The organism is Nitrospirota bacterium (assembly GCA_016214855.1).
In the GTDB taxonomy this organism is placed as follows: Bacteria; Nitrospirota; Thermodesulfovibrionia; order Thermodesulfovibrionales; family UBA6898; genus UBA6898.
Map to the genome: position 1 here is coordinate 1 of JACRMT010000003.1, position 24,854 is coordinate 24,854.

The 24,854-nt window shown below is 52.2% G+C and carries 17 protein-coding genes and 2 rRNA genes; 7 read left to right on the forward strand and 12 right to left on the reverse strand.

Going from position 1 to position 24,854, the window contains the following annotated elements:
- Both HZB62_01140 and rrf read left to right on the forward strand, forming a co-directional pair.
- Positions 1-111 (forward strand): 23S ribosomal RNA (locus HZB62_01140); the annotation flags it as partial.
- 86 nt (positions 112-197) lie between these two features.
- A 5S ribosomal RNA gene (rrf, locus tag HZB62_01145) occupies positions 198-314 on the forward strand.
- Positions 315-385: 71 nt separating this feature from the next.
- On the opposite strand, the gene fdhF (HZB62_01150) is transcribed toward rrf, so the two are convergent.
- From fdhF (HZB62_01150) to HZB62_01205, 12 genes are all read right to left on the reverse strand, one after another.
- Positions 386-3,064, reverse strand: coding sequence for a formate dehydrogenase subunit alpha (gene fdhF, locus HZB62_01150; GenBank protein ID MBI5073769.1), 2,679 nt, complete (start codon positions 3,062-3,064; stop codon positions 386-388).
- Position 3,065: 1 nt separating this feature from the next.
- Positions 3,066-4,847, reverse strand: coding sequence for an NADH-quinone oxidoreductase subunit NuoF (gene nuoF / locus HZB62_01155; GenBank protein MBI5073770.1), 1,782 nt, complete (start codon positions 4,845-4,847; stop codon positions 3,066-3,068).
- The gene (locus HZB62_01160) at positions 4,834-5,307 is read right to left on the reverse strand and encodes an NAD(P)H-dependent oxidoreductase subunit E (protein MBI5073771.1); all 474 of its coding nucleotides are present in this window, start codon (positions 5,305-5,307) and stop codon (positions 4,834-4,836) included. The genes nuoF and HZB62_01160 overlap by 14 nt, the downstream gene beginning before the upstream one ends.
- 236 nt (positions 5,308-5,543) lie before the next feature.
- The gene (locus HZB62_01165) at positions 5,544-5,975 is read right to left on the reverse strand and encodes a CBS domain-containing protein (GenBank protein MBI5073772.1); all 432 of its coding nucleotides are present in this window, start codon (positions 5,973-5,975) and stop codon (positions 5,544-5,546) included.
- 68 nt (positions 5,976-6,043) lie between these two features.
- Positions 6,044-6,499 carry a cyclic nucleotide-binding domain-containing protein gene (locus HZB62_01170; GenBank protein ID MBI5073773.1) on the reverse strand — a complete coding sequence of 152 codons (456 nt, stop codon included), beginning with the start codon at positions 6,497-6,499 and terminating at the stop codon, positions 6,044-6,046.
- 1 nt (position 6,500) lies between these two features.
- On the reverse strand, positions 6,501-9,206 hold the full coding sequence (gene fdhF / locus HZB62_01175; protein ID MBI5073774.1) for a formate dehydrogenase subunit alpha: 2,706 nt from the start codon (positions 9,204-9,206) through the stop codon (positions 6,501-6,503).
- Positions 9,203-10,969, reverse strand: a complete 1,767-nt coding sequence (locus HZB62_01180; GenBank protein ID MBI5073775.1) for an SLBB domain-containing protein — start codon at positions 10,967-10,969, stop codon at positions 9,203-9,205. The genes fdhF (HZB62_01175) and HZB62_01180 overlap by 4 nt, the downstream gene beginning before the upstream one ends.
- Complete coding sequence (locus HZB62_01185; GenBank protein ID MBI5073776.1) at positions 10,962-11,447, reverse strand: NAD(P)H-dependent oxidoreductase subunit E; 486 nt, start codon at positions 11,445-11,447, stop codon at positions 10,962-10,964. The genes HZB62_01180 and HZB62_01185 overlap by 8 nt, the downstream gene beginning before the upstream one ends.
- Positions 11,448-11,500: 53 nt before the next feature.
- Positions 11,501-11,875, reverse strand: a complete 375-nt coding sequence (locus HZB62_01190; protein ID MBI5073777.1) for a hypothetical protein — start codon at positions 11,873-11,875, stop codon at positions 11,501-11,503.
- A gap of 116 nt (positions 11,876-11,991) precedes the next feature.
- Positions 11,992-12,705, reverse strand: coding sequence for a DUF1847 domain-containing protein (locus tag HZB62_01195; GenBank protein ID MBI5073778.1), 714 nt, complete (start codon positions 12,703-12,705; stop codon positions 11,992-11,994).
- 78 nt (positions 12,706-12,783) lie between these two features.
- Positions 12,784-13,971, reverse strand: a complete 1,188-nt coding sequence (locus tag HZB62_01200; protein ID MBI5073779.1) for an HD domain-containing protein — start codon at positions 13,969-13,971, stop codon at positions 12,784-12,786.
- A 136-nt stretch (positions 13,972-14,107) separates the two neighbouring features.
- Positions 14,108-14,302, reverse strand: coding sequence for a hypothetical protein (locus HZB62_01205; protein MBI5073780.1), 195 nt, complete (start codon positions 14,300-14,302; stop codon positions 14,108-14,110).
- A 209-nt stretch (positions 14,303-14,511) separates the two neighbouring features.
- Between HZB62_01205 and thiD the strand changes: the two genes are divergently transcribed.
- From thiD to pbpC, 5 genes are all read left to right on the forward strand, one after another.
- Positions 14,512-15,273 (forward strand): bifunctional hydroxymethylpyrimidine kinase/phosphomethylpyrimidine kinase, encoded by a 762-nt coding sequence (gene thiD / locus HZB62_01210; GenBank protein ID MBI5073781.1) that lies wholly within the window; start codon positions 14,512-14,514, stop codon positions 15,271-15,273.
- Between the two features lie 100 nt (positions 15,274-15,373).
- Positions 15,374-21,187 (forward strand): alpha-2-macroglobulin, encoded by a 5,814-nt coding sequence (locus HZB62_01215; GenBank protein MBI5073782.1) that lies wholly within the window; start codon positions 15,374-15,376, stop codon positions 21,185-21,187.
- A complete protein-coding gene (locus HZB62_01220) occupies positions 21,132-22,214 on the forward strand; it encodes a hypothetical protein (protein MBI5073783.1) in 1,083 nt (360 codons plus the stop codon). Before HZB62_01215 ends, HZB62_01220 begins: the two co-directional genes overlap by 56 nt.
- Before the next feature lie 84 nt (positions 22,215-22,298).
- On the forward strand, positions 22,299-22,646 hold the full coding sequence (locus tag HZB62_01225) for an endonuclease domain-containing protein (GenBank protein MBI5073784.1): 348 nt from the start codon (positions 22,299-22,301) through the stop codon (positions 22,644-22,646).
- Entirely contained in the window at positions 22,643-24,853 is a 2,211-nt protein-coding gene (pbpC, locus tag HZB62_01230; GenBank protein MBI5073785.1) for a penicillin-binding protein 1C, read from the forward strand. The genes HZB62_01225 and pbpC overlap by 4 nt, the downstream gene beginning before the upstream one ends.
- Position 24,854 lies beyond the last annotated feature (1 nt).

Genomic DNA, 24,854 nt, shown 5'->3' on the forward strand with positions numbered 1-24,854 from the left:
GGTGTATGCCCCCTAAAGGTCGGTGGTAGACTACCACTTCGATAGGCTGGAGGTGTAAGCGTAGTAATATGTTCAGCTGACCAGTACTAATTGACCGTGTGGCTTGACCCTTATTTCTCTTCCCTCCTGTTGTCAAAAAACAGGTTGACAAACAACCGTTCTTTGATGTTATAATAGCGTCTCTGGAAATTAAGGTTTCCGGTGGTATTGCCGGAGGGGTCACACCCGTTCCCATCCCGAACACGGAAGTTAAGCCCTCCATGGCCGATGATACTTGGACTGCAAGGTCCTGGGAAAGTAGGTAGCTGCCGGATTATACATGAAAGGCCCCGAATTATATTCGGGGCCTTTTTTTGGTTGCCGAGCTATGCTGTTTTTTTCTTTCTTATGCTGCAGATACGCCTGCAGTAGTTATCGCTACTGCGCAGACCTTCAGCTCCGGTATCTTCACCTGGGGATCGAGCGCATCAATGGTGAGCACATTGGCAGCAGCCTCACGGTAGTGCATGGGTATGAAGACCGTGCCCTCCTGCACCCTATGCGTTATTCGCGCCTTAATGGCAATCTCGCCCCTGCGCGACCTCACCTTGATAAGATCGCCGTTGCTGATCCCGAGGTTCCTGCTGTCAAAAGGATTTATCTCAACATAGGGCTCACCCGCATGCGATTCTATTGGCTCAACGCGCCGTGTCATGGAGCCGGAGTGATACTGGAACAGATTGCGCCCGGTTGTCAGAACAAAGGGATATTCACTGTCGCACACTTCAGCAGGCGGCTGGTATGCAACCGGCAGAAATGAGACTTTGCCCTTTGGAAAGCCGTCCTTATATAGATAGGGCGTGCCGGGATGGTCTGCTGCAGGGCAGGGCCAGCAGAGCCCGCGCTTCTCAAGCCGCGTATAGGACACCCCTGATATTGCCGGCCAGAGCTGCCGGTATTCTTCAAATATCTTCTCGGGTGAATGTGCCATATCAAGGCCGATACGTTTCGAGATCTCCGCGATGATCCAGAGATCATCCTTTGCCTCTCCAGGAGGGTTAACTGCCTTGCGCACCCTTTGAATTCTCCGCTCCGTATTGGTGAACGTGCCATTCTTCTCGAACGAGCAGGCAGCCGGTAGCACAACATCTGCAAGCTTTGCCGTATCGGTCAGAAAGATGTCCTGCACGACCAGAAGATCAAGATGTTCGAGAGCTTTGATCGTGTGATGCATGTTCGGATCAGTGATGATCGGGTTCTCCCCCATAATGTACATGGCCTTGAGGTTTCCTTCAGCAGCCTCGTTTATCATCACCGTAGACATCATGCCGACCTTCGGAGACAGAGGACGTCCCCAGGCCTTTTCGAATTTATTTCTGATCTCAGGATCGTCAACCTTTTGATACCCCGGATAGACATTCGGAAGACAGGCGGCGTCAGAGGCACCCTGGACATTGTTCTGGCCCCTAAGCGGATTGATGCCGGTGGATTCCCTGCCGATATTGCCGGTAAGGGATACAAGGTTAGCAAGAGCTGTAACATTGTCGGTGCCGCATGCATGCTGGGTTATCCCCATGGTGTAAAAGACCCCTGCCTTGCGCGATGAGCCGTACATACGCGCAGCCCTGATGATCTCATCTTTCGGAACGCCCGTGATCTTTTCCGCATACTCAGGGGTAAACGACTCGATAGACGCTTTCCATGCATCGAATCCCTCGGTCTTTTCTCCTATGAACTCTTCGTTCTGAAGCCCTTCGCGCAGGATAATACAGGCCATGCTGTTCAGGAGCGCGATATCAGACCCCGGACGGATCTGCAGGTGGATATCCGCGAATTTCACCATCGGAATCTTTCTCGGGTCTGCAATGATGATCTTTGCGCCCTTGCGGCGGGCCTTGATCATGCGGTTTGCGATGACCGGGTGCGTCTCCTTGGTGTTGGATCCGATGATAAAGATCACTTCCATGCCCTCGATCTCCCATATGGAGTTCGTCATTGCTCCTGAACCGAATATTTTGGCCAGACCGGCCACGGTGGGGGAGTGTCAAAGTCGGGCGCAGTGATCTACGTTGTTGGTGCCGATGCCTGCCCTGATAAGTTTTTGGAACGCATAGTTCTCTTCATTGGTGCAGCGAGCAGAAGAAAGTCCGCCGATGGAATCAGCGCCGTATCCGGCTTTTATCTCCGCAAGCCGCTTCGCCACGTGATCGAGGGCCTCGGTCCATGACGCCTTTTCGAACTCGCCGTTTCGCTTAATCAGCGGATGGGTCAGTCGCTCCTGGCTGTTCACAAAGCGGTACCCGAACCTTCCCTTTACGCAAAGCCAGCCCTCATTCAGGGTCTGTTCCTTTGATGTTATCTTGAGGATCTCGTTGTCCTTTACATGGGCGGTGATAGTGCAGCCGGTGCCGCAATACGTACAGATCGTATCCACTTCTGTCTGATGATCTTTCCTGCCTTTTTTACTCCAGAGCTTGCCGGTGAGCGCCCCGGTAGGGCAGACACTGACACACTGTCCGCAGAACTCGCAGTCCAGGTCCTCCTCATAGCTGGTGCAGATCTTGGAATTAAAGCCGCGGTATCCGAAGTCGATCGCCTCGACGCCCTGTATCTCATCGCAGGCCTTTACGCACCTGCCGCAGAGGATGCATTTTTCGAGGTCCCTTTCTATGAACGGGTTGTTGTCACGTTTAGAATATGTCCTTCTCTCTCCCTTAAATCTGTTCTCTCTGATGCCGTAGTCATAGGCAAGGTTCTGCAGGTCGCAGCTGCCGGCTTTTTCGCAGATCATGCAGTCATTCGGATGGTCAGAGAGGATCAGCTCAAGCACGGTCTTCCTTAATTCCTGAAGGTATGGGCTCGATGTTGTGATTTCCATGCCATTGCTTACGGTGGTGGTGCATGACGTGACCGGCTTCGGCATACCCTTTACCTCGACAATGCAGAGTCTGCAGCCGCCAAAGGGGGTAAGCTTGGGATGATGGCAGAGCGTAGGTATCGGAATTTTGAGCAGCTTTGCAGCCTGAAGGATCGTGGCAGTATCAGCCACTTCGATCGTCTTGCCGTCAATCGTGATCTTTGCCATCTTAATCCCTTCCTACGGACTTGAACTTGCAGACCTCGAAGCAGGCGCCGCATTTGACGCAGAGCTCCGGGTCTATTTTGTGGGGTTTCTTCTTTTCGCCGGTGATCGCTCCTGCAGGGCATGCCCTGAGACAGGCGCCGCACCCTTTGCAGGCATCCTCAATAACAGAATAGGTTATCAGGTCCTTGCAGACCTTGGCAGGGCACTTTTTTTCCCTGACATGTGCTTCGAACTCTTCCCTGAAATATTTCAGCGTGCTCAGCACGGGATTGGGAGCGGTCTGGCCGAGGCCGCAGAGCGAGGTGGCCTTGATGCTGTTGCTCAGGGTTTCAAGAAGCTCAAGGTCACTCTCCTTGCCTTGCCCTTTGGTTATCCGCTGCATGATCTCTAAGAGTCTCTTGGTGCCTATCCTGCAGGGCACGCATTTGCCGCAGGACTCTTCCTGGGTGAACTGGATAAAGTACTTTGCCATGTTCACCATGCAGTTGTCCTCGTCAAGGACGATCATCCCGCCGGAGCCGACGATCGATCCGACCTTTGCGAGCGACTCATAATCCACGTTAATATCAAGCATATTGGCCGGGATACAGCCGCCTGACGGCCCGCCGGTCTGGACTGCCTTCAGCTTTTTCCCGCCTTCGATGCCTCCACCGATGTCCTCGATGATCTCCCGCAGCGTGATCCCCATGGGCACTTCGATCAGGCCCGGGTTCTTGATCTTACCGGTCAGGGCAAAGACCTTTGTTCCCTTCGAGCGCTCTGTTCCATGTGACGCATACCACCGATAGCCTCTTCTCATGATGTAAGGGACGTTGGCAAGGGTTTCAACGTTATTGATGACCGTTGGCCTCTGCCACAGCCCCTTGTTCACCGGGAACGGCGGCTTCGGTCTCGGCATGCCGCGCTGGCCTTCGATAGAAGCTATGAGTGCTGTCTCTTCGCCGCAGACAAATGCGCCGGCACCCAGTTTGACCTGTATGTCAAAGTCGAAGATTGTTCCAAAGATATTGTTACCGAGAAAGTGGCGTCGTCTTGCCCTGTCTATGGCGAGCCTTAGCCGCTCCACCGCAAGAGGATATTCTGCGCGGATATAAACGTACCCGTGATGGGCGCCGATGGCATAGGCGGCAATGATCATGCCTTCGATGACCGCATGAGGATTTCCTTCAATGACCGCGCGGTCCATAAATGCACCGGGGTCCCCCTCATCCGCATTGCAGACGATATATTTTATGTCGCCTCGGGCCTTGCGCCCCAGTTCCCACTTGAGTCCGGTAGGAAACCCGGCGCCGCCGCGACCTCTCAGTCCTGATGCCTTGATCTCTGCGATAACCTCATCCGGCAGCCACTCTGTCAGCACGTCCCGCGCAGTCCCGTATCCTCCGACCGCATGATAGTCATCAGGGTCCTCAGGATCTATCTTCCCGCAGTCCGAGAGCACGATCTTGACCTGTTTGTGATGAAAATTCTTGTAGTCTTCGCCGACCTGCCATTCAGCTATGGGAGTTCTTCCGAGAATATGTTCCGTGACGATCCTCGGCACCATGTCAGGCTTAATGAACTGATAGGTGGTTACTGCCCCGTCGGTGAGAACGTCGACAAGCACATCCTTGGCACAGAGTCCCCGGCAGCCGACACGATGGGCCAAACAATGCTCTTTGACGATTGCCGGAAAATCTGCCGCCTCCAGCTCTGCACGAAATGCCTGCAAGACCTCGGCACCACCTGAGGCCATGCCGCCCGTACCCATGCAGACATTAATAACGGTCTTATTCTTTGTCATCAGATGGGCCTTTCAGGGCGCGGAGTTCTTTCATGATCTTGTCCGTTGTTGCCTTGCCATAGACCTTCTTGTCCAGAATGAGAACCGGCGCAATGCTGCAGGCTCCGACGCAGTTCACCTGTTCAAGGGTTAACTCTCCGTCTTTTGTGGTGTCTGCTTCCGGCTCAAGTTTCAACTCGATCTGGAGGCTATTAAGGATGCGATCTGAGCCGCGGACATGGCAGGCGGTTCCGCAGCAGACGGTTATCTTGTGTCTGCCGGTCGGCCTCATGCGGAACTGGGCATAGAACGTTACAACCCCGAAGAACCGGCTTGGTGCGATACCGAGGGTCTGGGAGAAGTAGTCTATCGCCTCCCTCGGTATGTAGCCGAAGGCGTCCTGGGTGTCCTGCAGAAGAGAGATAATATTTCCCCCGTTCTGCCGGTATTGACTGACTATGGTTTCAAATGTTTCAATCATAAGGTTATTTTATGAAGCTATGATAACTTATCATAAAGTCCCTTATTTTTTCCATGCGAATTTTTTTGGGCAGCTATGCATTTGCGAGGGGTAATTCTCGTCCCCTTTCCAGGGGAGGAATAAGGTGGGGTAATAACAAAACAGATCAACCTCCCCATCCCCCTCCTTGGTAAGGAGGGGATTCCTGGGCAGTTCAATTCAAAACTGAAAATTGCGGATTACTGCAGAAGGGCTTTTTAATATCCTGCTATATAGTCCTTGAGATAATGGATCTCAGTAGTCATCTTGTGGACCTGGGACAGAACGATATCCCGGATCGAGAGCATGCCTATGACCTTTCCCATGTCAACAACCGGCAGATGGCGGATGTTCTTTTCGACCATGACAGCCATGACGCTGTTGAGGTCATCGCCGAGTTCTGCAACCATAAGGTTCTTTGTCATGGACTCGCTGACCGGAATGTCGTGGAACCTCCTCCCATCCTTGTTGATATAGCAGCGGACAACATCGCGTTCCGTAAAGATCCCTGCAGTGCGGTCATTCTCCTCAATGATGATCGCGCTGATCTTTTTGCTGTCCATGAACCGGATCGCATCCTCAACCGAGCCTGATGCGTCCATCGAAAAAACCTCTTTCCCCTTTGTCTCAAGCAGCTCCTGAACTTTCATCTTCTATCCTCCTTTTGGTTTAATGCTATTGCCTGGGACAGCCCCAGGGACTTTGCAGATCTCCTGCCCTAATAATTAACCAGTGCCTTCAGGAACTTCTCATTCATGCGCCTCACGTTGAGGGCCGAGACAATGGCTATATTCTTTATGATCTTGAGCATGCAGTGCGGCTCCTTCTTTTCGAGCTCCGTAAAGGCCTCTTTGGAGAAGAGGACCAGTTCCGTGTTTTCGAGCGCCCGAGCGTCGGTTGCATGGTCGGTCTTTTCAAGGGTCGCTATCTCGCCGATGAAGCTCCCGGGGGTTACGATCACGAGGGGCTGTTTCCATCCGTCTGTTGTGGTCTTGGATATCTCTATCCTGCCGCTCTTGACCATATGGATGCCTTTGCATATGCCTTTCTCCCGGAAAACATGTTCATCCCTGAGCAGCCTGACCATAGACACCATAGGCAGGAGTTTTTCGAGCTCTGCATTATCGAGACCCTCAAGCAATGTCTGTGACGTTAATTCCTGAACTGTCAGCATATTAGTCTCCCTCCCTGAAGGGTTCTACCCTGACTGCGGTGATCTTGAAGCCGGGTGTTTTTGAGATCGAGTCGATATTGGTATCGCTCGTAAGAACGTTCACTGCTGCTTCTGCATAATGCATGGGTATGAATACCGTGCCGGGGCTGACACGGTCTGTACTCCTGACCCGGAGGACGATGCTGCCCTGCGATGAGGAGACCTTTGCGGGGTCACCGTCCTGCATGTTGGCCCGGGCTATATCATCAGGATGCATCTCGATATACGCCTCTCCTGCGTGCTTCTCAAGCAGAGGCACCCTTCGCGTCATGGATCCGAAGTGATACTGGAAAAGGTTTCTGCCAGAGTTGAGAATGAAGGGATACTCTGTATCAGTGCTCCCGGCAGACCGCTCAAAGGGTACAGGGGTAAAGGCTGCCCTTCCCCGGGGAAATCCGCCCTTGTATAAATGCTCGGTCCCCGGATGGTTCTTGGTCGGGCAGGGCCACTGTACGCCCCGGGATTCGATCCGTGTATAACTTATCCCTTCAACTGCAGACCAGAGGCTGCCGAATTCTTCGAATACGCCCTCCGGAGAACTGCAGCTCATCTCATATCCCATTCTACGGGATAGTTCCGTGATCACCCAGGAGTCGTCTCTTGCCATGCCCGGTGCTGCGACGGCCTTTCTTACCCGCTGGACCCTTCGTTCAGTATTGATGAAGGTGCCGTTTTTTTCGGCAAAGCAGGAAGAGGGGAAGACCACGTCTGCGAGTTTACCTGTCTCTGTCAGAAAGATGTCCTGAACGATAAGCAGTTCGAGCGTTTCAAACCCCTTTTTCGTATGGCTGACGTTGGCATCGCCCAGAACGGGATTTTCGCCCATCACGTACGCGGCCCTGATGCTGCCGTCCAGGGCCTTCTGTGCAAGCTCGGAAGCGGCTATGCCCGGCCGGGCAGAAAGCGACCTTCCCCATGCTGCCTCAAACTTCTCCTGTATCTCGGGAATATCGACCCGCTGGTACCCGGGGAATATGTTCGGCAGGCACCCAGCATCGCACGCGCCCTGCACGTTGTTCTGACCTCGCAGCGCATTGATACCCGTGAACTCCCTTCCGATATTACCGGTCAGGAGTGCGAGATTTGCGATTGCGTTCACATTGGCTGTTCCGTTCACATGCTGGGTAATACCCATCCCGTAATAGATGGCCGCTTTTCTTGATCCGCCATAGAGCCTTGCTGCGTGTATGATCTTTTCCCTGGGCACGCCGGTCAGTTTTTCTCCGACCTCTGGCGTGAACTCTTCAATGCTCTTTTTCCAGTCGTCAAACTGGCGGGTCTGGGCTTCGATGAATTCGCTGTTCTGCAGCCCTTCTGCAAGAATAACATGACTGATGCTGTTCAGAAGAGCTATGTCCGTCCCCGGCCTCTGCCTGAGCCATGTCTCGGCAAAGCGGCACATGGCCAGCTTCCGCGGATCAGCGACAATGATCTTCGCTCCCTTCTGATGCGCCCTGATCATGGCGTTTGCTATGACCGGATGGGCTTCCTTGGTGTTTGACCCGACGATGAAGATTACTTCATTGCCCTCGATCTCACGGACCGAATTGGTCATTGCTCCTGAACCGAATACAGTGGCCAGACTGGCCACAGTGGCGGCGTGTCAAAGCCGGGCGCAGTGGTCAACATTGTTCGTGCCGACTGCTGCCCGCATGAACTTCTGAAAGAGGTAATTCTCCTCAGTAGTGCAGCGCGCAGAAGAAAGCCCGGCAATGGCATCAGGACCATGCGCTTCTTTTATTTTGTTTAATTTATTTGCCGCAAAATCCAGGGCCTCTTCCCATGAGGCAGCCTGGAGCCTGCCATCTTTTCTGATGAGGGGTTGCTTAAGTCTGTCAGGGCTTGATACAAAACTGTAACCGAACCTGCCTTTTACGCAGAGCAGCCCTTTGTTCACAACACTGTCCGGCCGTGAAGAGACCCTGATGATCTCATTGTTCTTTACATGAAGTGTAATGCTGCAGCCAACGCCGCAATACGAGCAGGTGGTGTCGACCTCCCGTATCTTCCAGTATCGTCCTTTGCCGATCCAGTCCCGGCCGACAAGGGCGCCGGTAGGGCATGCCATGACGCACTGGCCGCAGAACTCGCAGTCGAGGTCTCGTTCAAACGGAGGGCAGACCTTGGTGCCGAACCCCTTGTACGCGAAATCGATCGCTCCTACGCCCTGGACCTCATCGCAGATCTTTACACACCGTCCGCAGAGGATGCACTTTTCCATGTCGCGCTCAATAAAACGGTTGGCATCTTTTTTGTCGTATATTCTCCGCTCACCGCTGAAGAGGGGTTTCCTGATGTTATACATATAGGCAAGTTCCTGCAGTTCGCACTCGCCTGTCTTCTGGCAGACCATGCAGTCGTAAGGATGATCGCTCAGGATCAGGTCAATGGTGTCCCTTCTGAGGTCTTCAATATACGGAGAGTTCGTGATGACCTCCATATCCTTTTCGACCGGTGTAGTGCAGGATGTTACCGGGGTCCCATTTACCTCAACAATGCAGACCCTGCATGCGCCTGACTGGCTGATCATCGGGTGATTGCAGAGCGCCGGGATATAGATGCCGATCTCCTTTGCTGCTTCGAGGATCGTCCTGCCTTCAACAACATCAATGACCTGGCTGTTGATCCTGAGCCTGACCGTCTTATTTATCTCTTTCTTAGTGCTCATTGTTTTTTGATCGCCTTGAACTTGCAGGCCTTATAGCAGGCCCCGCACTTTATGCAGGCAGCAGCATCGATCCGGTGCGGTTTCTTCACCTCTCCCGAGACAGCCCCTGCAGGGCAGACCTTTTTGCAGAGGGTGCAGCCCTTGCATTGCTCTTCAATAATGGAAAAAGTTATCAGCGCCGTGCAGACGCCGGCAGGACATCTCTTCTCTTTAATATGCGCCAAATACTCGTCGCGGAAATGGTTCAGGCCGGTGATGAACGGGTTCGAAGCGCTCCTGCCGAGGCCGCAGAGAGACGAGGTCTTCATCAGTCCGCTCAGCCGCTCAAGCGTTGCAAGGTCCTTATATTCAGCAGTGCCTTCTGTTATCTTTGTCAGCAGTTCCAGCATCCTTTTCGTGCCGATCCTGCAGGGCGGACACTTGCCGCAGGATTCCCGCTGCAGGAACTCCATAAAGAACTTTGTGATCGATACGATGCAGTCGTCTTCATTGAAGACGACCATACCGCCCGAACCGACAATGCTGCCGATCTTCGAAAGGTTTTCGTAATCAAGTCCCATATCGAGCATTGAGGCAGGGATAAGGCCGCCTGAAGGTCCGCCGACCTGTACTGCCTTTAAGGCCCGGCCGCCTTCCATGCCGCCGCCGATGCCGTACACAATATCCCGGAACGGCATGCCCATAGGGATCTCGACAAGTCCGACATTTTTCACCTTGCCTGAAAGCGTGAACACCTTCGTGCCTGTGCTCTCTTTTGTTCCGATGGACGAGAACCAGTCCGGGCCTTTGCCGATGATAAGCGGGATATTCGAAAAGGTTTCTGCATTATTGATCACCGTCGGTTTTCCCCAAAGGCCTTTCTGCACAGGGAAGGGCGGCCTGACCCTTGGCATGGCCCTCTTGCCTTCGATCGATTCCATTAGTGCGGTCTCTTCGCCGCAGATGAAGGCCTCTGTCCCGAAACTGAACTCAATAGCAAAGCAGAAGTCAGTGCCGAAGATATTTCTGCCGATGAACCCTTTATCCTTTGCCTGGTCTATGGCGGCGCGAAGTCTTTCAACAGACAGATGATATCTCTCCCGTATATAGATGAATCCTTTTTCAGCACCGATTGCATATCCGCCGATCAGCAGGCCTTCAATAATAGCGTGGGGGTTTCCTTCGGCCAGGGGTCGGTTCACTTCACCCACATTGCAGATGATATATTTTGTTTCATCAGGCTGGTTCTTGCAGAGTTCCCATTTCGTGCCTGCGGGGAACCCGCTTCCGCCCCTGCCCCTGAGTCCTGACCGTATAACGTTTTTTATGACGTCATCACGCCTCATTTTTGAGATCGCCTTTTTCGCAGCCCGGTATCCCTTTATGGCAAGGTAGTCGTCAATGCTTTCCGGGTCTATCTCACCGCAGGGACCGAGCACGATCTTGTGTTGTCTGCTCTGAAAGGATTCGTAATCCTCTTTGGTGAGCCACTCGGCAACCGGTTCACCCTTAAGGATATGTTCTGCTACGATCTTCTCGACCATGGTCGGCTTGACCGACTGATAGGTGACTTTCTGATCGTTGATGATCACATCCACCAGCACGTCCTTGGAACAGAAGCCTCTGCAGCCGACCTTCGTATAACTGCACCTCTTGCCGATCTGCGCTTCGATCCCGTTCAGCTGAATGAGCTTCTGAAAAATGCTCATGACATCTGCACCTCCGGATGCCTTTCCCGAGGTGCCGAGACAGACCTTTATGCTCACTGTCTGCTGCTCAGTCATATTCAAAGCCTGTGTACTCCCCTTCTTTTTCGAAGCCCTTGACCAGCTTAACCACCTGCTCTGAGTCCACGTTGCCATATACCTGATTGTTCAGGATCGCCACAGGCGCAATGCTGCAGGCCCCGATGCAGGTTGCGTTCTGGACCGTAAAGGAGAGGTCCTGTGTGGTGTCCTCACCTTTGCCGAGACCGAGAGCTGACCTGACCTCAGAGAGGATCTGGTCAGCGCCTTTAATGTGGCATGCAGCGCCGCAGCATACGGTTATGGTGTTCTTGCCTGTCGGTTTGAGATGGAACTGGGAATAGAATGTTGCAATGCCGAAGAACCTGCTCTCCGGGATGTCCAGTCTTTTCGAAAACCAGACAACCGCTTCTTCGGGAAGATACCCAAATGCCGCCTGCGTCTGCTGAAGCAGGGTGATAAGAGTCCCTTTCGACTTCATATGAGTGTCGAGAACAGCTTTTAGCTTATGGTCCATGATCATGATCGTGTTGGAATTCCCGCCCTCCCGCGGCAGAAATGAGGTTTGAACTATGCGATTATTATACCTGCGGCGCTGGGCGGTAAGTTATTTAAAATTACAATACGATTATTTGCCGTATTCACCGGGATCCTGTCCAAAGGCCTGCCGGAAGTCTTAGAAAAAACGCAGAGTTCAGAACTTTCGGAAAAGCGGAACGTGCTCTTTTTTTTTCTTTGCTTTTTTTGAGGAGGGACAGTCCAAGGACTTGCAGAGGCTGCACCGGGTTTCGCTGCATCCCTGGCAGAAATCGCAGTCAGGACAGGGGTTCTTCTTCTGCAGCAGCAGGATCGGTTTCTTCTCCATGCTTTTATTATATGCACTGCCTGACCTGCCGTAAAGATCAAGATCAGCTTAACCCCTCCAATGAACAGGGGAATTATCATTAAATCTCCCCTCGCCCCTCTTTGCCAAAGAGGGGAATTGTTTCTCCCTTTGGCAAAGGGAGGCTAGGAGGGATTTATTAATAGTAGGCTATCCCCTTTTAACTGAAGCCTTACGATTAGCGTTCCACATCCACCTGTTCGGTCAAGAGCCGCCGGTAGTAGAAGTTCTGTCCATACAGTACGCTGACAGGGTTATGACCGGTGACGCGGTCTTTCGTGATCAGGGTAGTGACCGGGGCAACGGAGTGTTTGGTGAAGAGCATGTCGTGGCCTACACAGAGGCCCACGATGATGTTCATATCTGTGCCGGCATCGTTCAGGAGTCGCGCCTGGGCAATAGGGTTACAGGCAGGTTCGAAGGTCGACGGTCTCACCTTGTCCTCTTCCGTGACGCCGAGTTCGAGCTTGTCGATGCTCCCGCTTTTGCAGCAGACCGAAAGCGGTGTGAACCCCTGGGCAGAGAGGATGCGACTGAGGCGCTCAGTCTCATCGAGCAGGCCGATACAGGTGGCGATGCCGATCCTGCTGTAGCCCATAAGTTTGGCAAAGGCGATCGTATCTTCGACCCTTGTCCAGCGGGCACGGATCGCTGTGCTTCCCTGCTGATGTTCGTAGCAGAGACCTTCTACGCGTGTGGCGACCTGAGCCATCTTTGCGTCTGCGCTGTCTCCTTTGTAACAGTCGAAGCTTTCCTGAATAACGTTCATATGTTCCTGCGAGGGACAGTACCCGGGCTTCGGCGGCTTTTCATCAGGGTTAGCGCTCCAGCAGTTCGTCTTGCCGTTCTTCTGCCAGACAGCGCCGCAGCTGCTGCAACTGAATTCCTTCATCGTATGATCTCCTTTAATAAGATGCCATCATAAGAGCCGTCGGGTGAAAGCCTATCCCGGCCATACGTCAAGCCGTGCTTACTCAAAATCAGCGTAGATCTCGCCAAAGTTGATGCCTGCTATGGTCGATTTCTCGAACCTGTTCCGGATCGAGAGCTTTGCCTCTACAAGTCCCTGACTTGGGCTGCCGTTGTGTATGGCTACTGACGCTTCAATGAACGCTGCCAGGGAGTCGGCAGCCTTTACCAGTTCCCCGTCGCGCGGGTTGAACTGATTGTCATTATAGCAATCATTGATCTCGTCGCTGGTGACCTTCATTGTCTGACCGTTTACGGTCACGATGCTATTGAATTCATCTTCAGTAAAGCTTTTGATATCTGCATGCCACGCCCTGGGGATAAGGCTGTACACCTCACGCTCCATCTCCTCTTTCTCATACACTTTGATCAGCTCGGAAAGCCCTTCGATGGACCGTTTTACCGGAGAGATGATGTCCCGTGTAAGCACTTCGGGCAGGTCATGGAACAGGCCGGTGAAATAATTGTTCACGCAGCGCTTTGAGCAGGCCAGGTTCTCGAGCGAGAAGAAATACGAGAGGATAGCGACAAAGAGCGAGTGGCCCATAACCGAGGTTTTTGGTACTCGGTGAAGGTTTGCCCAGCGTATCTGGAAGCGCAACTGTCCACACATGTCGAGGAAGTGCCTGTACCGCTCACTCCGGGAAAGCTGCTCCATGCCTTTGAGGTCGCTGTATTCGTTCTGTTTGTCCTGAAGGCGCTTCCTGATCGCGCCCATCTCAAAGCTCTGGGGATGGATCTTCTCGATGATGTCGAACTCCCATTTGGTTGCGTAAAAGTGCGCAGCATTCAGGATCCGTCGATTGATATTTTCGGTCTCGTCAGAGAAGTAATCCTGGAAGAGCGAGCAGAAATCCTTGCCGAGCGGGGAGAGCACCGGTTCAAGCTCCTGATAGACCCACTCGTTCAGCTTACGGTATTTGGCCTTGTCCTCTTTGATCCTGTAGAAGATCGGGGGCTTAAGATCGGTCAGGACGATGCGCTGCAGGAGTTCGAAGATGCCGCCTTCAATGATCTCGATCCAGCTGAACCTGGGGTTGTCTTCCTCAAACTTGCCCAAAAAATAAGCGATGACCATCTTCTGCGCCTGTTTGTCAAGCTCGACGAACTCGACCGGCCGCACACGGTCGTTCCATCGCTGGATGTATGCCGCATCAAAAAGCTTTAAAAGAAGCGATTTTCTGATCATGAATAGTTCCCCCGTTGTTCTGTCTGCTATTATACCTTATCAAAAAGTCTTTGGTGCCTGAATAATACAGGGGAAATGGGCATAAAAAAGGGCCCGGTAAAGGGCCCTTTTTTAAGGTAATGATGTACTGGTTTTCTTACTTCTTAGGAGCCTCAGCAGGCTTAGGAGCCTCAGCCGGAGCTGCTGCAGGAGCCGGGGCAGGTGCAGGAGCCGGAGCCTCAGCCTTCGGGGCCTCCTTCGGAGCCTCAGGCTTCTTCTGCTCGCAACCAACGGTGAGAGCAAGAGCAAGAACCATGAGAACTGAAAGTGCAAGTGCAAAGATCTTCTTCATAATGTAAAACACCTCCTTTCGTTACAGAATGTTGTTCAAAATAGCCATAATCAGGATATTTTTTACTACCGCAAATTTTATATGTTCGCTTGACTTCTGTCAATATAAAATTGGCTATTTATATACAGAAGAGTTGATTATTTTCCTTGATCCGTGAGATGCCGCAGCCTTTCTTGAGAATAAGGCCGTTACGGTATATAATCCATTTTATGAAAAAAGCCCTTACTATCGCCGGGTTTGACCCTTCCGGAGGCGCCGGTCTTCAGGCTGACCTGAAGGTATTTCAGGCACTCGGTGTGTACGGCCTATCTGCTGTGGCTGCGCTCACGGCCCAGAATACCCGGGGTGTTGACAGTGTGGAGCCGGTTAGCGGGCGATTTTTGAAAAAACAGCTCAGTGTGCTTCTGTTTGACCTTGTTCCGGACGCAACCAAGATGGGTATGCTTCTGACCGAAGATAATGTCAGGATTGTTGAACGCATTGCCCGGGAATATTCATTGAAGAATCTGGTGCTTGATCCGGTCATGATTTCAACTTCCGGAAAGAAACTTGCGCAGAGAAATGTGCCGAAAGTGCTCAGGGAAAAGATATTGCCTCTCTGCTCAATAATTACACCGAACATCTCTGAAGCCTCTGTGCTGAGCGGCCTGAAGATCAGTTCCCGGAAAGATATGGAGAAGGCAGCAGTTATTCTTAAGGCAGCCGGCCCGGATATGGTCATCATAACCGGAGGCCATCTTGAAGGATCTGCCATGGATGTCATGTACGACGGTTCATTCCATTACCTGAGAGCAAAGAAAAGGCAGGGAGAATATCACGGGACAGGCTGTACCTTCTCTGCAGCGCTCACGGCCTTTCTCGCGCAGGGATGCTCCAGCCTCGATGCTGCAAAAAAAGCCAAAACATTTATGACAAAGGTTTTTCAGAGGACGCTTGGAACCGGCAGCGGAATGAAGCTTTTTACGATCTGAATCTTACTTGGAGGGAATTATGAAGGGGACGCTGTGCCGAATATTATTTCTGTCTCTCATGTTCGTATTTGTAATCCTGTCTGTTTCGCATGCTGAAGAGATGAAGCAGACTGAAACGCCAGTACCTCCACCGGCACCGACAGCATCAATCGAGATATTTTCTCCGCAGGGAGAGGTGAAGAGTGTCAGGCAGGTCTCGGCGCGCTTCTCAGAGCAGATGGTGCCCTTCGGAGACCCGCGTATTACAGAACCCTTTGATATCCAATGTCCTGAAAAAGGAAGAGGCCGCTGGGCAGATGGGAAAAATTGGGTCTATGATTTTGATAAGGACCTGCCGGCTGGTGTTGTCTGTGAGTTCTTTCTGAAGCCCGATCTCAAAAGCCTTTCGAATACGGCCATGTCAGGCCAACAGAAATTTGCCTTCACCACCGGGGGGCCTGCGATCAGAGAAGCTATTCCTGGCGAAGGAAGCGAATCTATCAGCGAAGATCAGATCTTCATCCTGAAGCTTGATGCAGAGGCAACCGAAGGATCCATCCTTGCGAATGTCTTCTGTTCAATAGAAGGCATACAGGAGCGAGTGCCGGTAAGGCTTATCAGGGGCGAGGAAAAAGAGAAGATAATAAAAGAGCAATACCGTCTCAAGGACGTCCCTCATCTGCTGGTGCAGTGCAGCCAGAACTTTCCGAATCATGCCATGGTAAAGCTGATCTGGGGCAAGGGAATAACTTCCGTTAGCGGTGTGAAAAGATCGACAGACCAGATATTGACCTATAGGACGCGAGATCCCTTTAAGGCCTCATTCAGGTGCGAGAGAGAGAACGCAAAGGCCAACTGCATGCCGATCCTGCCGATGCAACTCAATTTCTCGGCCCCTGTTTTGTGGGAGAGCGCGAAAAGGATTGTGCTGAAAGCACAGGGCAAGACGTACAAGCCGGAAAAAGTGGTTTCTTACGGATATGGTGAAGAAGAATCCGAAGGGGGAACCGAGGGCCCGGCGCCTGCGGAGACAGATGAGAACACGGTGTATGGTGTGACATTCAGAGGACCTTTCCCTGAGAACAGCTCCTTTTCTATCGAACTGCCGAAGGGTCTGAAAGACGATGCAGGCAGGAGCCTTGAGAAAAAAGACCGCTTTCCCCTTGTTGTGAAGACCGATGCTTTTCCGCCGCTGGCAAAGTTCTCTGCGCGGTTCGGCATCATCGAACTCAAGGGAGATGCGACATTACCGGTAACACTCAGGAACCTTGAGCCTCAAATCAGGACGAGGCTCAGCAAGGTTGATGAAAGAAAAGAAGGTGTTGTTGAGAATGCCAAAGAAGGGATGCTTGATACGTCAATCAAGGCAGGAGATGCAGTAAATTCAATTCTTCCCGATCCCATGAAGGCTAAAGGCGTGGAAGTTGTTTCCGGACTGAAGGGTAAGCTGAAGAAGATCAGGATGGGAAAAGAAGAGAAGATCATCGAATGGCTCAGGAAGGTTGCATCAGGCCGCAGGGACGCATCGATCCTGAAAGCAGAGTCAGAAGCCCGGGAATTTTCCCTGCCCAAGCCTGAAGGCGCAAAGGCCTTTGAAGTTGTCGGCATTCCTCTTAAGGACCCGGGTTTCTATGTTGTTGAGATGGAGAGTCAGATTCTCGGCGCATCGCTGCTTGGTTACCAATCGCCGCTCTTTGTGCCGACAGCAGCGCTTGTGACGAATCTGTCTGCACACTTCAAATGGGGCAGGGAATCTTCGCTGGTATGGGTCTCAACTCTGGACAAGGCAGGGCCGGTCAAGGACGCTGATATTTCGATACGCGACTGCAATGGCAGGGAAATCTGGAAGGGCAAGACCGATCTGAACGGTATTGCCTCAGTGAAAAAGCAGCTGCCCTCTGAAAGCGAACTGCCATTCTGCCAGGGGAATATCAACCACGGTGAGGCTGCATCCGCCCTGCAGGGGATCAACAGCGGACTATTCGTCTTCGCAAAGACAAAAAACGACATGACCTTTGTCCACTCGAACTGGGATGAGGGCATTGAACACTGGCGATTCAGCCTACCGGGTGCAGATTACCGGGGACCAATAAAAGCGCATACGATATTTGACCGCAGCCTGCTCAGGGCCGGTGAGACCGTTCATATGAAGCATCTCATCCGCAAGCATGTCATGTCAGGGTTTTCCCAGGTCGACGAACTGCCCAAGGCTCTTCTGATCCAGCACGACGGAAGCTCACAGCGGTATGAATTCCCGCTGAAGTGGGACAATCAGGGCATTGCTGAAACCGATTGGGAGATCCCGAGAGATGCGAAGCTCGGCATGTATGAGGTCTATTTCCTGAAGAAGCTTTCTGAAAAGAAGCGTGAGAAGACCGCGATCGGCGGTTACGAAGCAGGGGACGAATCCTATTACGTTCCTGACGGCTGGGTCTCAGGCTCTTTCAGGGTTGAGGAATTCAGAGTGCCGGTGATGAAGGCGATCATACAGCCGCCGAAAGAACCGCTTATCAGGGCGAAGCAGGCTGAATTCGATCTCTACGTGTCCTATCTTTCCGGCGGAGGATCAGGAGCGATTGCTGTCAAAATGCGGAGTCAGGTGCTGCGTAAATTTCTGAGCTACCCTGATCACGAGGATTTCATCTTCGCAAACGGCGAGGTGAAGGAGGAGATCCTGAGGAGGGGACGATACGATGCTGAGGACGAGGCACAGCGTACCAAACCGAAGATACAGACGAGAGAGCTTGTTCTGGAGAAGACCGGGAGCCTGAGGACAACGATCCCGGATCTGCCGGCAGTAAGACAGCCCCACGACATACAGACAGAGCTTGAGTTTCGGGACCCGAATGGCGAGATACAGACCGTTTCACAGAAGATACCGCTCTGGCCGTCAAACGTGAATATCGGTATCAAGCCCGATTCATGGGCAGCAGCAAAGGAGGCCTTCAAGTTCCATGTTGTTGTCCTGGATATTGCAGGCAAGCCTGCTGCTGAGCGCGATGTGAAGGTCGATCTCTTTCAGAAGAAGTTCTTCTCCCACAGGAAGAGGCTCGTGGGAGGGTTTTATTCATACGAGCATGTTTCCGAGACAAAGAAGATCAAGCAGATCTGCGAAGGCAAGACAGATGCAAAGGGACTTCTGATCTGCGAGGTGCGGTCGCCGGTAACAGGCAATGTCATCCTCCAGGCAAAGACTGCAGATGACCTTGGCAACGCCTCGGTTGCTCACAGGGAAGTCTGGATCGCAGGAAAAGGGCAGTGGTGGTTTGATGTTTCTGACCATGACAGGATCGACCTGCTGCCGGAGAAGAAACGGTATGAGCCAGGCGACACGGCAAAGTTCCAGGTGCGTATGCCGTTCAGGGATGCGACCGCACTGGTCTCTGTTGAGCGCGAAGGCATTATCGATACGTATGTGAAGAAGCTTTCCGGCGCTGCCCCGATGATCGAGGTGCCGATCAAAGATAACTATGCGCCGAATGTTTTCGTCTCTGCATTGATCGTCAGAGGCAGGGTCTCTGATATTCAGCCAACGGCAATGGTAGATCTCGGCAAGCCGGCATTTAAACTCGGCATAGCAGAGATCAACGTGGGCTGGAAGGCACATGAGCTGAACGTTTCGGTCACACCTGAGAGAGAGGTCTATAAGGTCAGGGAAAAAGCGAGGGTCCAGATCAGGGTGAAGCGGGCTGATGGAAAGGCGCTTCCCAAAAACAGCGAGGTGGCAATCGCTGCTGTCGATGAAGGTCTTCTGGAGCTGATGCCGAACCAGAGCTGGAAACTGCTCGATGCCATGATGGGCAGACGGGGTTATGAAATACATACAGCTACTGCGCAGATGCAGGTTGTCGGCAAGAGGCATTATGGCCTCAAGGCCCTGCCGCAGGGCGGCGGCGGAGGAAAACAGGCAACAAGAGAACTCTTTGACACCCTGCTGCTCTGGAAGGGAAGAGTGAAGCTCAATGAAAAGGGCGAGGCCAATGTGGAGATACCGCTCAATGACTCGCTCACTGGATTCAGGATCGTTGCTGTTGCACACAGCGGGACCGGGCTCTTCGGGACAGGCCGGGCAGGCATACGCACTACGCAGGATATCATGCTGCTTGCCGGTATTCCGCAGGTCGTGAGGGAAGGGGATCTGTATAAGGCAGGTTTCACGATCCGGAACGCCTCTGACCGGAAGATGGATATTGAGGTCAGCGGTGTAATGAAGGGCTATGAAGACAAGGTTCTTGAGCCTTTAGTCGAGACCCTTGGAGCTGGCGAGGCAAAAGACGTGGCATGGGAGATCAAGGTGCCGATGGGCATATCCGGGCTGAACTATGAGGTATCAGCAAAGGAGAAGGGCGGCACTGCGGAAGACAGCCTGAAAGTTAAACAGAAGGTTGTTGAGGCGGTCCCTGTGAGGATATTCCAGTCAACGCTTGCGCAGGTCGAAACCTTCCTAGATATGGACGTGCAGCGGCCAAAGGATTCAGTGCCGGGCAAGGGCGGGATCACGATCGCGCTCAAACCCAAAATAGCGACTGGTCTTGGCGGGGTCACCTGGTACATGAAGCAGTACCCATACACCTGCATGGAGCAGAAGACGTCAAAGGCAGTGGCGCTCAGGGATGAAGAGCTCTGGAAGAAGGTCATTGCAGAACTTCCTGCTCATCTTGACGGCGACGGCTTGGTGAAATACTTCCCGATCATGCGAAGCGGAAGCGACAGCCTTACGGCATATATGCTCGCCATATCTGATGAGGCAGGATGGCCCATACCGCAGGACATAAAAGCGAGAATGGAAGATGGGCTTAAGGGTTTTGTCGAAGGCCGCGTCATCCGGTATTCATCACTGCCCACGGCTGACCTCTCGATACGCAAGCTTTCAGCGATCGAGGCCCTCTCCAGGACCGGCAATGCTGAACCGAAGATGCTCGGTTCGATCATGCTGGAGCCGAACCTCTGGCCGACCTCTGCAGTCCTGGACTGGACGAAGCTCCTCGTCCGCATGAAGGATATTGGAGACCGTGATAAGAGGCTGAAAGAGGCTGAGCAGATCGTACGTGCACGCCTGAACTTTCAGGGCACGACCATGGGCTTTTCGACAGAGAGCACGGACAACCTCTGGTGGCTCATGCTCTCTGCTGATGTCAATGCGGTCAGGAGTGTGCTTACCTTCCTGAACAGGGATGCCTGGAAAGAGGATATGCCGCGGCTGGTGCGCGGCGCTCTGAGCAGGCAGTATAAAGGCCACTGGGGTCTGACCACGGCAAATGCCTGGGGCGTGCTTGCGATGGAGAAGTTCTCGAAAAAGTTCGAGGCAGTGCCGCTTACCGGTACAACGTCAGCTACGCTGGATCAGATCACGAGGAAGATGGACTGGACCGGAACTGACGAAGGTCTGAGCCTCAGGTTCAGCTGGCCAAAAGGCAAGGAGCTGTTGAGCATACATCATGACGGCAGGGGCAAGCCCTGGGTCATGCTCCAGAGCCTTGCCGCGATACCGCTCAAGGAGGCGCTGTCGAGCGGGTATAAGATCAAGAAAACGCTTCTCCCGATCGAGCAGAAGAACAAAGGGAAATGGTCAAAGGGCGATGTGATGAGGGTGAGGCTCGAGATAGAGGCCCAGTCAGACATGACCTGGGTTGTTGTTCAGGACCCGATACCGTCAGGAGCGAATATCCTCGGCACCGGGCTCGGCAGGGATTCGCAGATCATGACGTCGGGTGAGAAGCGTGAGGGCTGGGTATGGCCTGCATTTGAGGAACGCTCGTTCGAGGCTTTCAGGGCATATTATGAATTTGTCCCGAAAGGATCATGGACCGTTGAATACACGGTAAGGCTGAACAACAGCGGCACATTCTCCCTACCCACAACACGTGCTGAAGCGCTGTATGCTCCTGAGATGTTCGGCGAACTGCCGAACAAGAAGATCGAGGTGGTGGAATAGACTGATGTGGAAGAAACGGTTAAAGAAGATCGCCGTTATTATATCCATAGTCCTGGTTGTTCTTTGGTTTCTGAGCAATTTGGGGATATATCTTTTCTTTAAGACTACGTTTGACGCAGCTCACAAGAAGGGAATTGACTACAATTCAGTTCCGGAAAAATTAAGACTTGCATCAGAAGATAATGCAGTTGAGTTGCTCCCCCTGATGGGTGTTTCCCTTCAACTGCCCATAGATAAGGATGAGATAGGCAAAATAACGCCGATGTTTTCAGATAATAGGTTGGATCGCATTACGATTAGAGTCACGAACAAAGATAAGCTGCCACTTATCTTTATGAGCTATTTTTCAGATGACCTGCGATCCGGTGCAGGCTCATTAGTAGAAAAAGCAAAAGCTTTTTTTAGTGTTCTGCGCTATATATTCACCGACTCTGTACTCGCCAGTATCAATTATGCAAGCCTTGTTAAATACGATTCATTTACCGACCTTGAGCACACAAGTCTCTATGCAAGATTAGAAGATCTTAGCTGGTGGAATCTCATTCATAATCTAAGGCTGAGCCTCCTGCTAAGGACAAAGTCTATGATTCATGATGATTATGGAAGTATTTCCGGCAGCTATAGGATCTATGATCTGGAGACACCTTATATGAAGGGTCTGCTTGTTGAGGTGCAGAACAAGCCCCGTGGATCATTGATCGATTTCGTTTTCGCGTTGGACGGCCAAAAGCACTCTTTAACTTTTTTTAGCGTGAGAGACTCTTTTAAAGATGAGGTCAGAAAGACTGTTGCCAGCGTCCAGCCTGTACGTGACGTGCAAAAGATATATCAGGAGATGGAGAAGGCATACAGGAACAAAGAATCATCTCGATATCCTGAAGAGCTGCTCCTTATGTCGATGATTTCTCTTAAGACGCCGACAGTCTCCGATCTGAAAGAACTCCTTGCCGTTATGGAACGCAAACAGTATGCAGGCTTTCCTATCGAACACCTGAAGGAAACGATCCGTGATCTTGAGAAGAAATGATATTTCAGAAAACGATATTTGCAAGTAAGTCCCCACTTTAGCAAAGGGGGGTGAGGGGGGATTTGCTAATGCCGGGGCCTGACAATGCTTTCGTATAATAAGAAGATTAAACAGCTATCGAGAAACCTCAGAAGTAACATGACAGATACCGAGATGTTGCTGTGGTCAAGACTCAGAGGAAAGCAGTTAAAGGGCCTGCAGTTTTACAGACAGAAGATTATAGGCAACTACATTGCTGATTTTTATTGTCCGAAAGCAAGGCTGGTTATTGAGGTTGATGGAGCGCAGCATTTTGACTTGGAGGGACGAGAGCAAGACAGGGGAAGAGATGACTACATGGTGAAGGCAGGAATAACTGTTCTGAGATTTTCAAACACTGAGGTGTTAGGGAATATTGAAGCGGTTTTGAAAATGATTTGGAGTAAAATATGATCAATAAATCTCCCCTCGCCCCTCTTTGCCAAAGAGGGGAAAGAGGTAAAATAACCCACTCACTTTCACGAGTCCTTATCTTATCGAATGTTTTTTTGAGATGGCTTCTGGTTTGGCTCATTCTTGTGGCGTGCCCATCAAACAGTTCTGCCCTGCCGACGTTTGAGGAGGTAAAGAAGTCGTACAAGAAATCGGATGCTGTTCTGCTGGACAGGCACGGCGCGGTGATCCACGAGCTCAGGGTGGATGCAAAGGGAAGAAGGCTCGACTGGAAGGCACTGAAAGAGATTTCCCCTGCATTGATCAAAGTTGTTCTCCATACAGAGGACAAGCGGTTCTATGAACATAGTGGCGTTGACTGGAAGGCTGCAGGCGCCGCGGCAATAAAGAACGTCTTCTCAGCCGAGAAGCGCGGTGCGAGCACGATCACCATGCAGGTAGCTGCAATGCTCGATAAAGAGCTCAGGCCAAAGACAAAGAAGCGGAGCATGGCACAGAAATGGGACCAGATGCAGGCTGCACGTCAGCTTGAGGGTTCATGGAAAAAGGACGAGATCCTTGATGCGTACCTGAATCTCGTCACCTTCAGGGGAGAGCTCCAGGGCATCACCTCTGCTTCGAGAGGGCTTTTCGAAAAGGATGCAAGCGGTCTTGATGATCAGGAATCAGTGATCCTTGCCTCACTGATCAGGGGACCCAATGCTTCCCCGGATGCGGTTGCCAAACGTGCATGCCTTCTTGCAGAGGCCATGCGCAATACGTCAACATGCGATAATCTGAAGGCCCTTGCAGCCAAGGCCCTTGTCGGTCCCTATGGCGTGAAGCAGAGGACCGGCCTTGCCCCGCAGGTTGCGCAGAAACTCCTGAAGAACAACATGACATCAGCCGCATCAACGCTTGATGGTGGTCTTCAGCGTTTCGCATCTGATACGCTCACCTATCATCTTGCTGCAGTGAGAAAGCAGAATGTCCATGACGGGGCAGTGCTCGTTGTTGATAACAGGACAGGAGAGATACTTGCCTATGTTGCCAACAGCGGGGACCTTTCGACTGCGCGCCATCTGGACGGAATCATTGCCCGCAGGCAGGCAGGTTCAACGCTCAAGCCTTTTTTGTACGGACTTGCCTTTGACCGGCAGCTGCTGAGGCCCACATCAGTGCTCGTTGACAGCCCGCTCGATGTTCCCACGGTCTTCGGCGTGTACAGACCTGAAAACTATGACAATGACTTTAAGGGGCCTGTGCAGGCACGTGATGCACTCGCTTCATCATTAAACGTGCCTGCGGTCAAGACTCTCACGCTTGTTGGGGTTGGGGCCTTTGTGAGCAAACTGGGCGAGGTCGGATTCAGTCAGCTCGAATCTGACGAGCATTACGGTTTTTCGATCGCACTCGGCACAGCCGATGTCACTCTGTATGAACTGGTGAATGCTTACAGGACCCTGGCAAATCGCGGCGTATGGTCAGAACTGAAAATAACGCCCGTAAAGATGAAAGCTAAAAAGCGGAGGGTCTATTCTGAGGAGGCTGCTTTTCTTGTTTCTGATATATTGTCGGACAGGGAGGCGCGGAGCCTGACCTTCAGTCTTGAGAATCCCCTTGCCACAAAATTCTGGACAGCAGTGAAGACCGGAACATCCAAAGACATGCGGGACAACTGGTGCATCGGATACTCGGAAAGATACACGGTTGGCGTTTGGGTCGGCAATTTTAATGGCGAGCCCATGTGGAATGTCTCGGGCGTGACCGGTGCTGCGCCAATCTGGCATGAGGTGATGAGTTATCTTCATGCAAAGGAGACGAGCAGGTCCCCGAAGATGCCGAAAGATATGATCATACAGGCAAAGAATGAAAGAACGTCTGATGCCCGGAATAAGGAACTCGCCATCAAAGGCACTGAGCCTGCTTCCCTGCAGCGGGAAACGACTGCTCAGACAGAGTCGTCTTCGTTCATGCAGAGGATCACCTATCCGGCAGAGGGTATGATCATTGCCCTGGACCCTGATATCCCGGAAGACCAGCAGAGGGTCTTCTTTGAGGCGAACAGAGCGGGTGATCACCTCCGCTGGAGACTGAATAGCAGGGAGATAGGCCGGGCATCAGAGATAATATCCTGGCAACCTGTCCCCGGAACATATACAATATCACTGGTTGATACTGGCGATGCGATCATTGATTCAGTCCATTTCATGGTAAAAGGCAACTAAC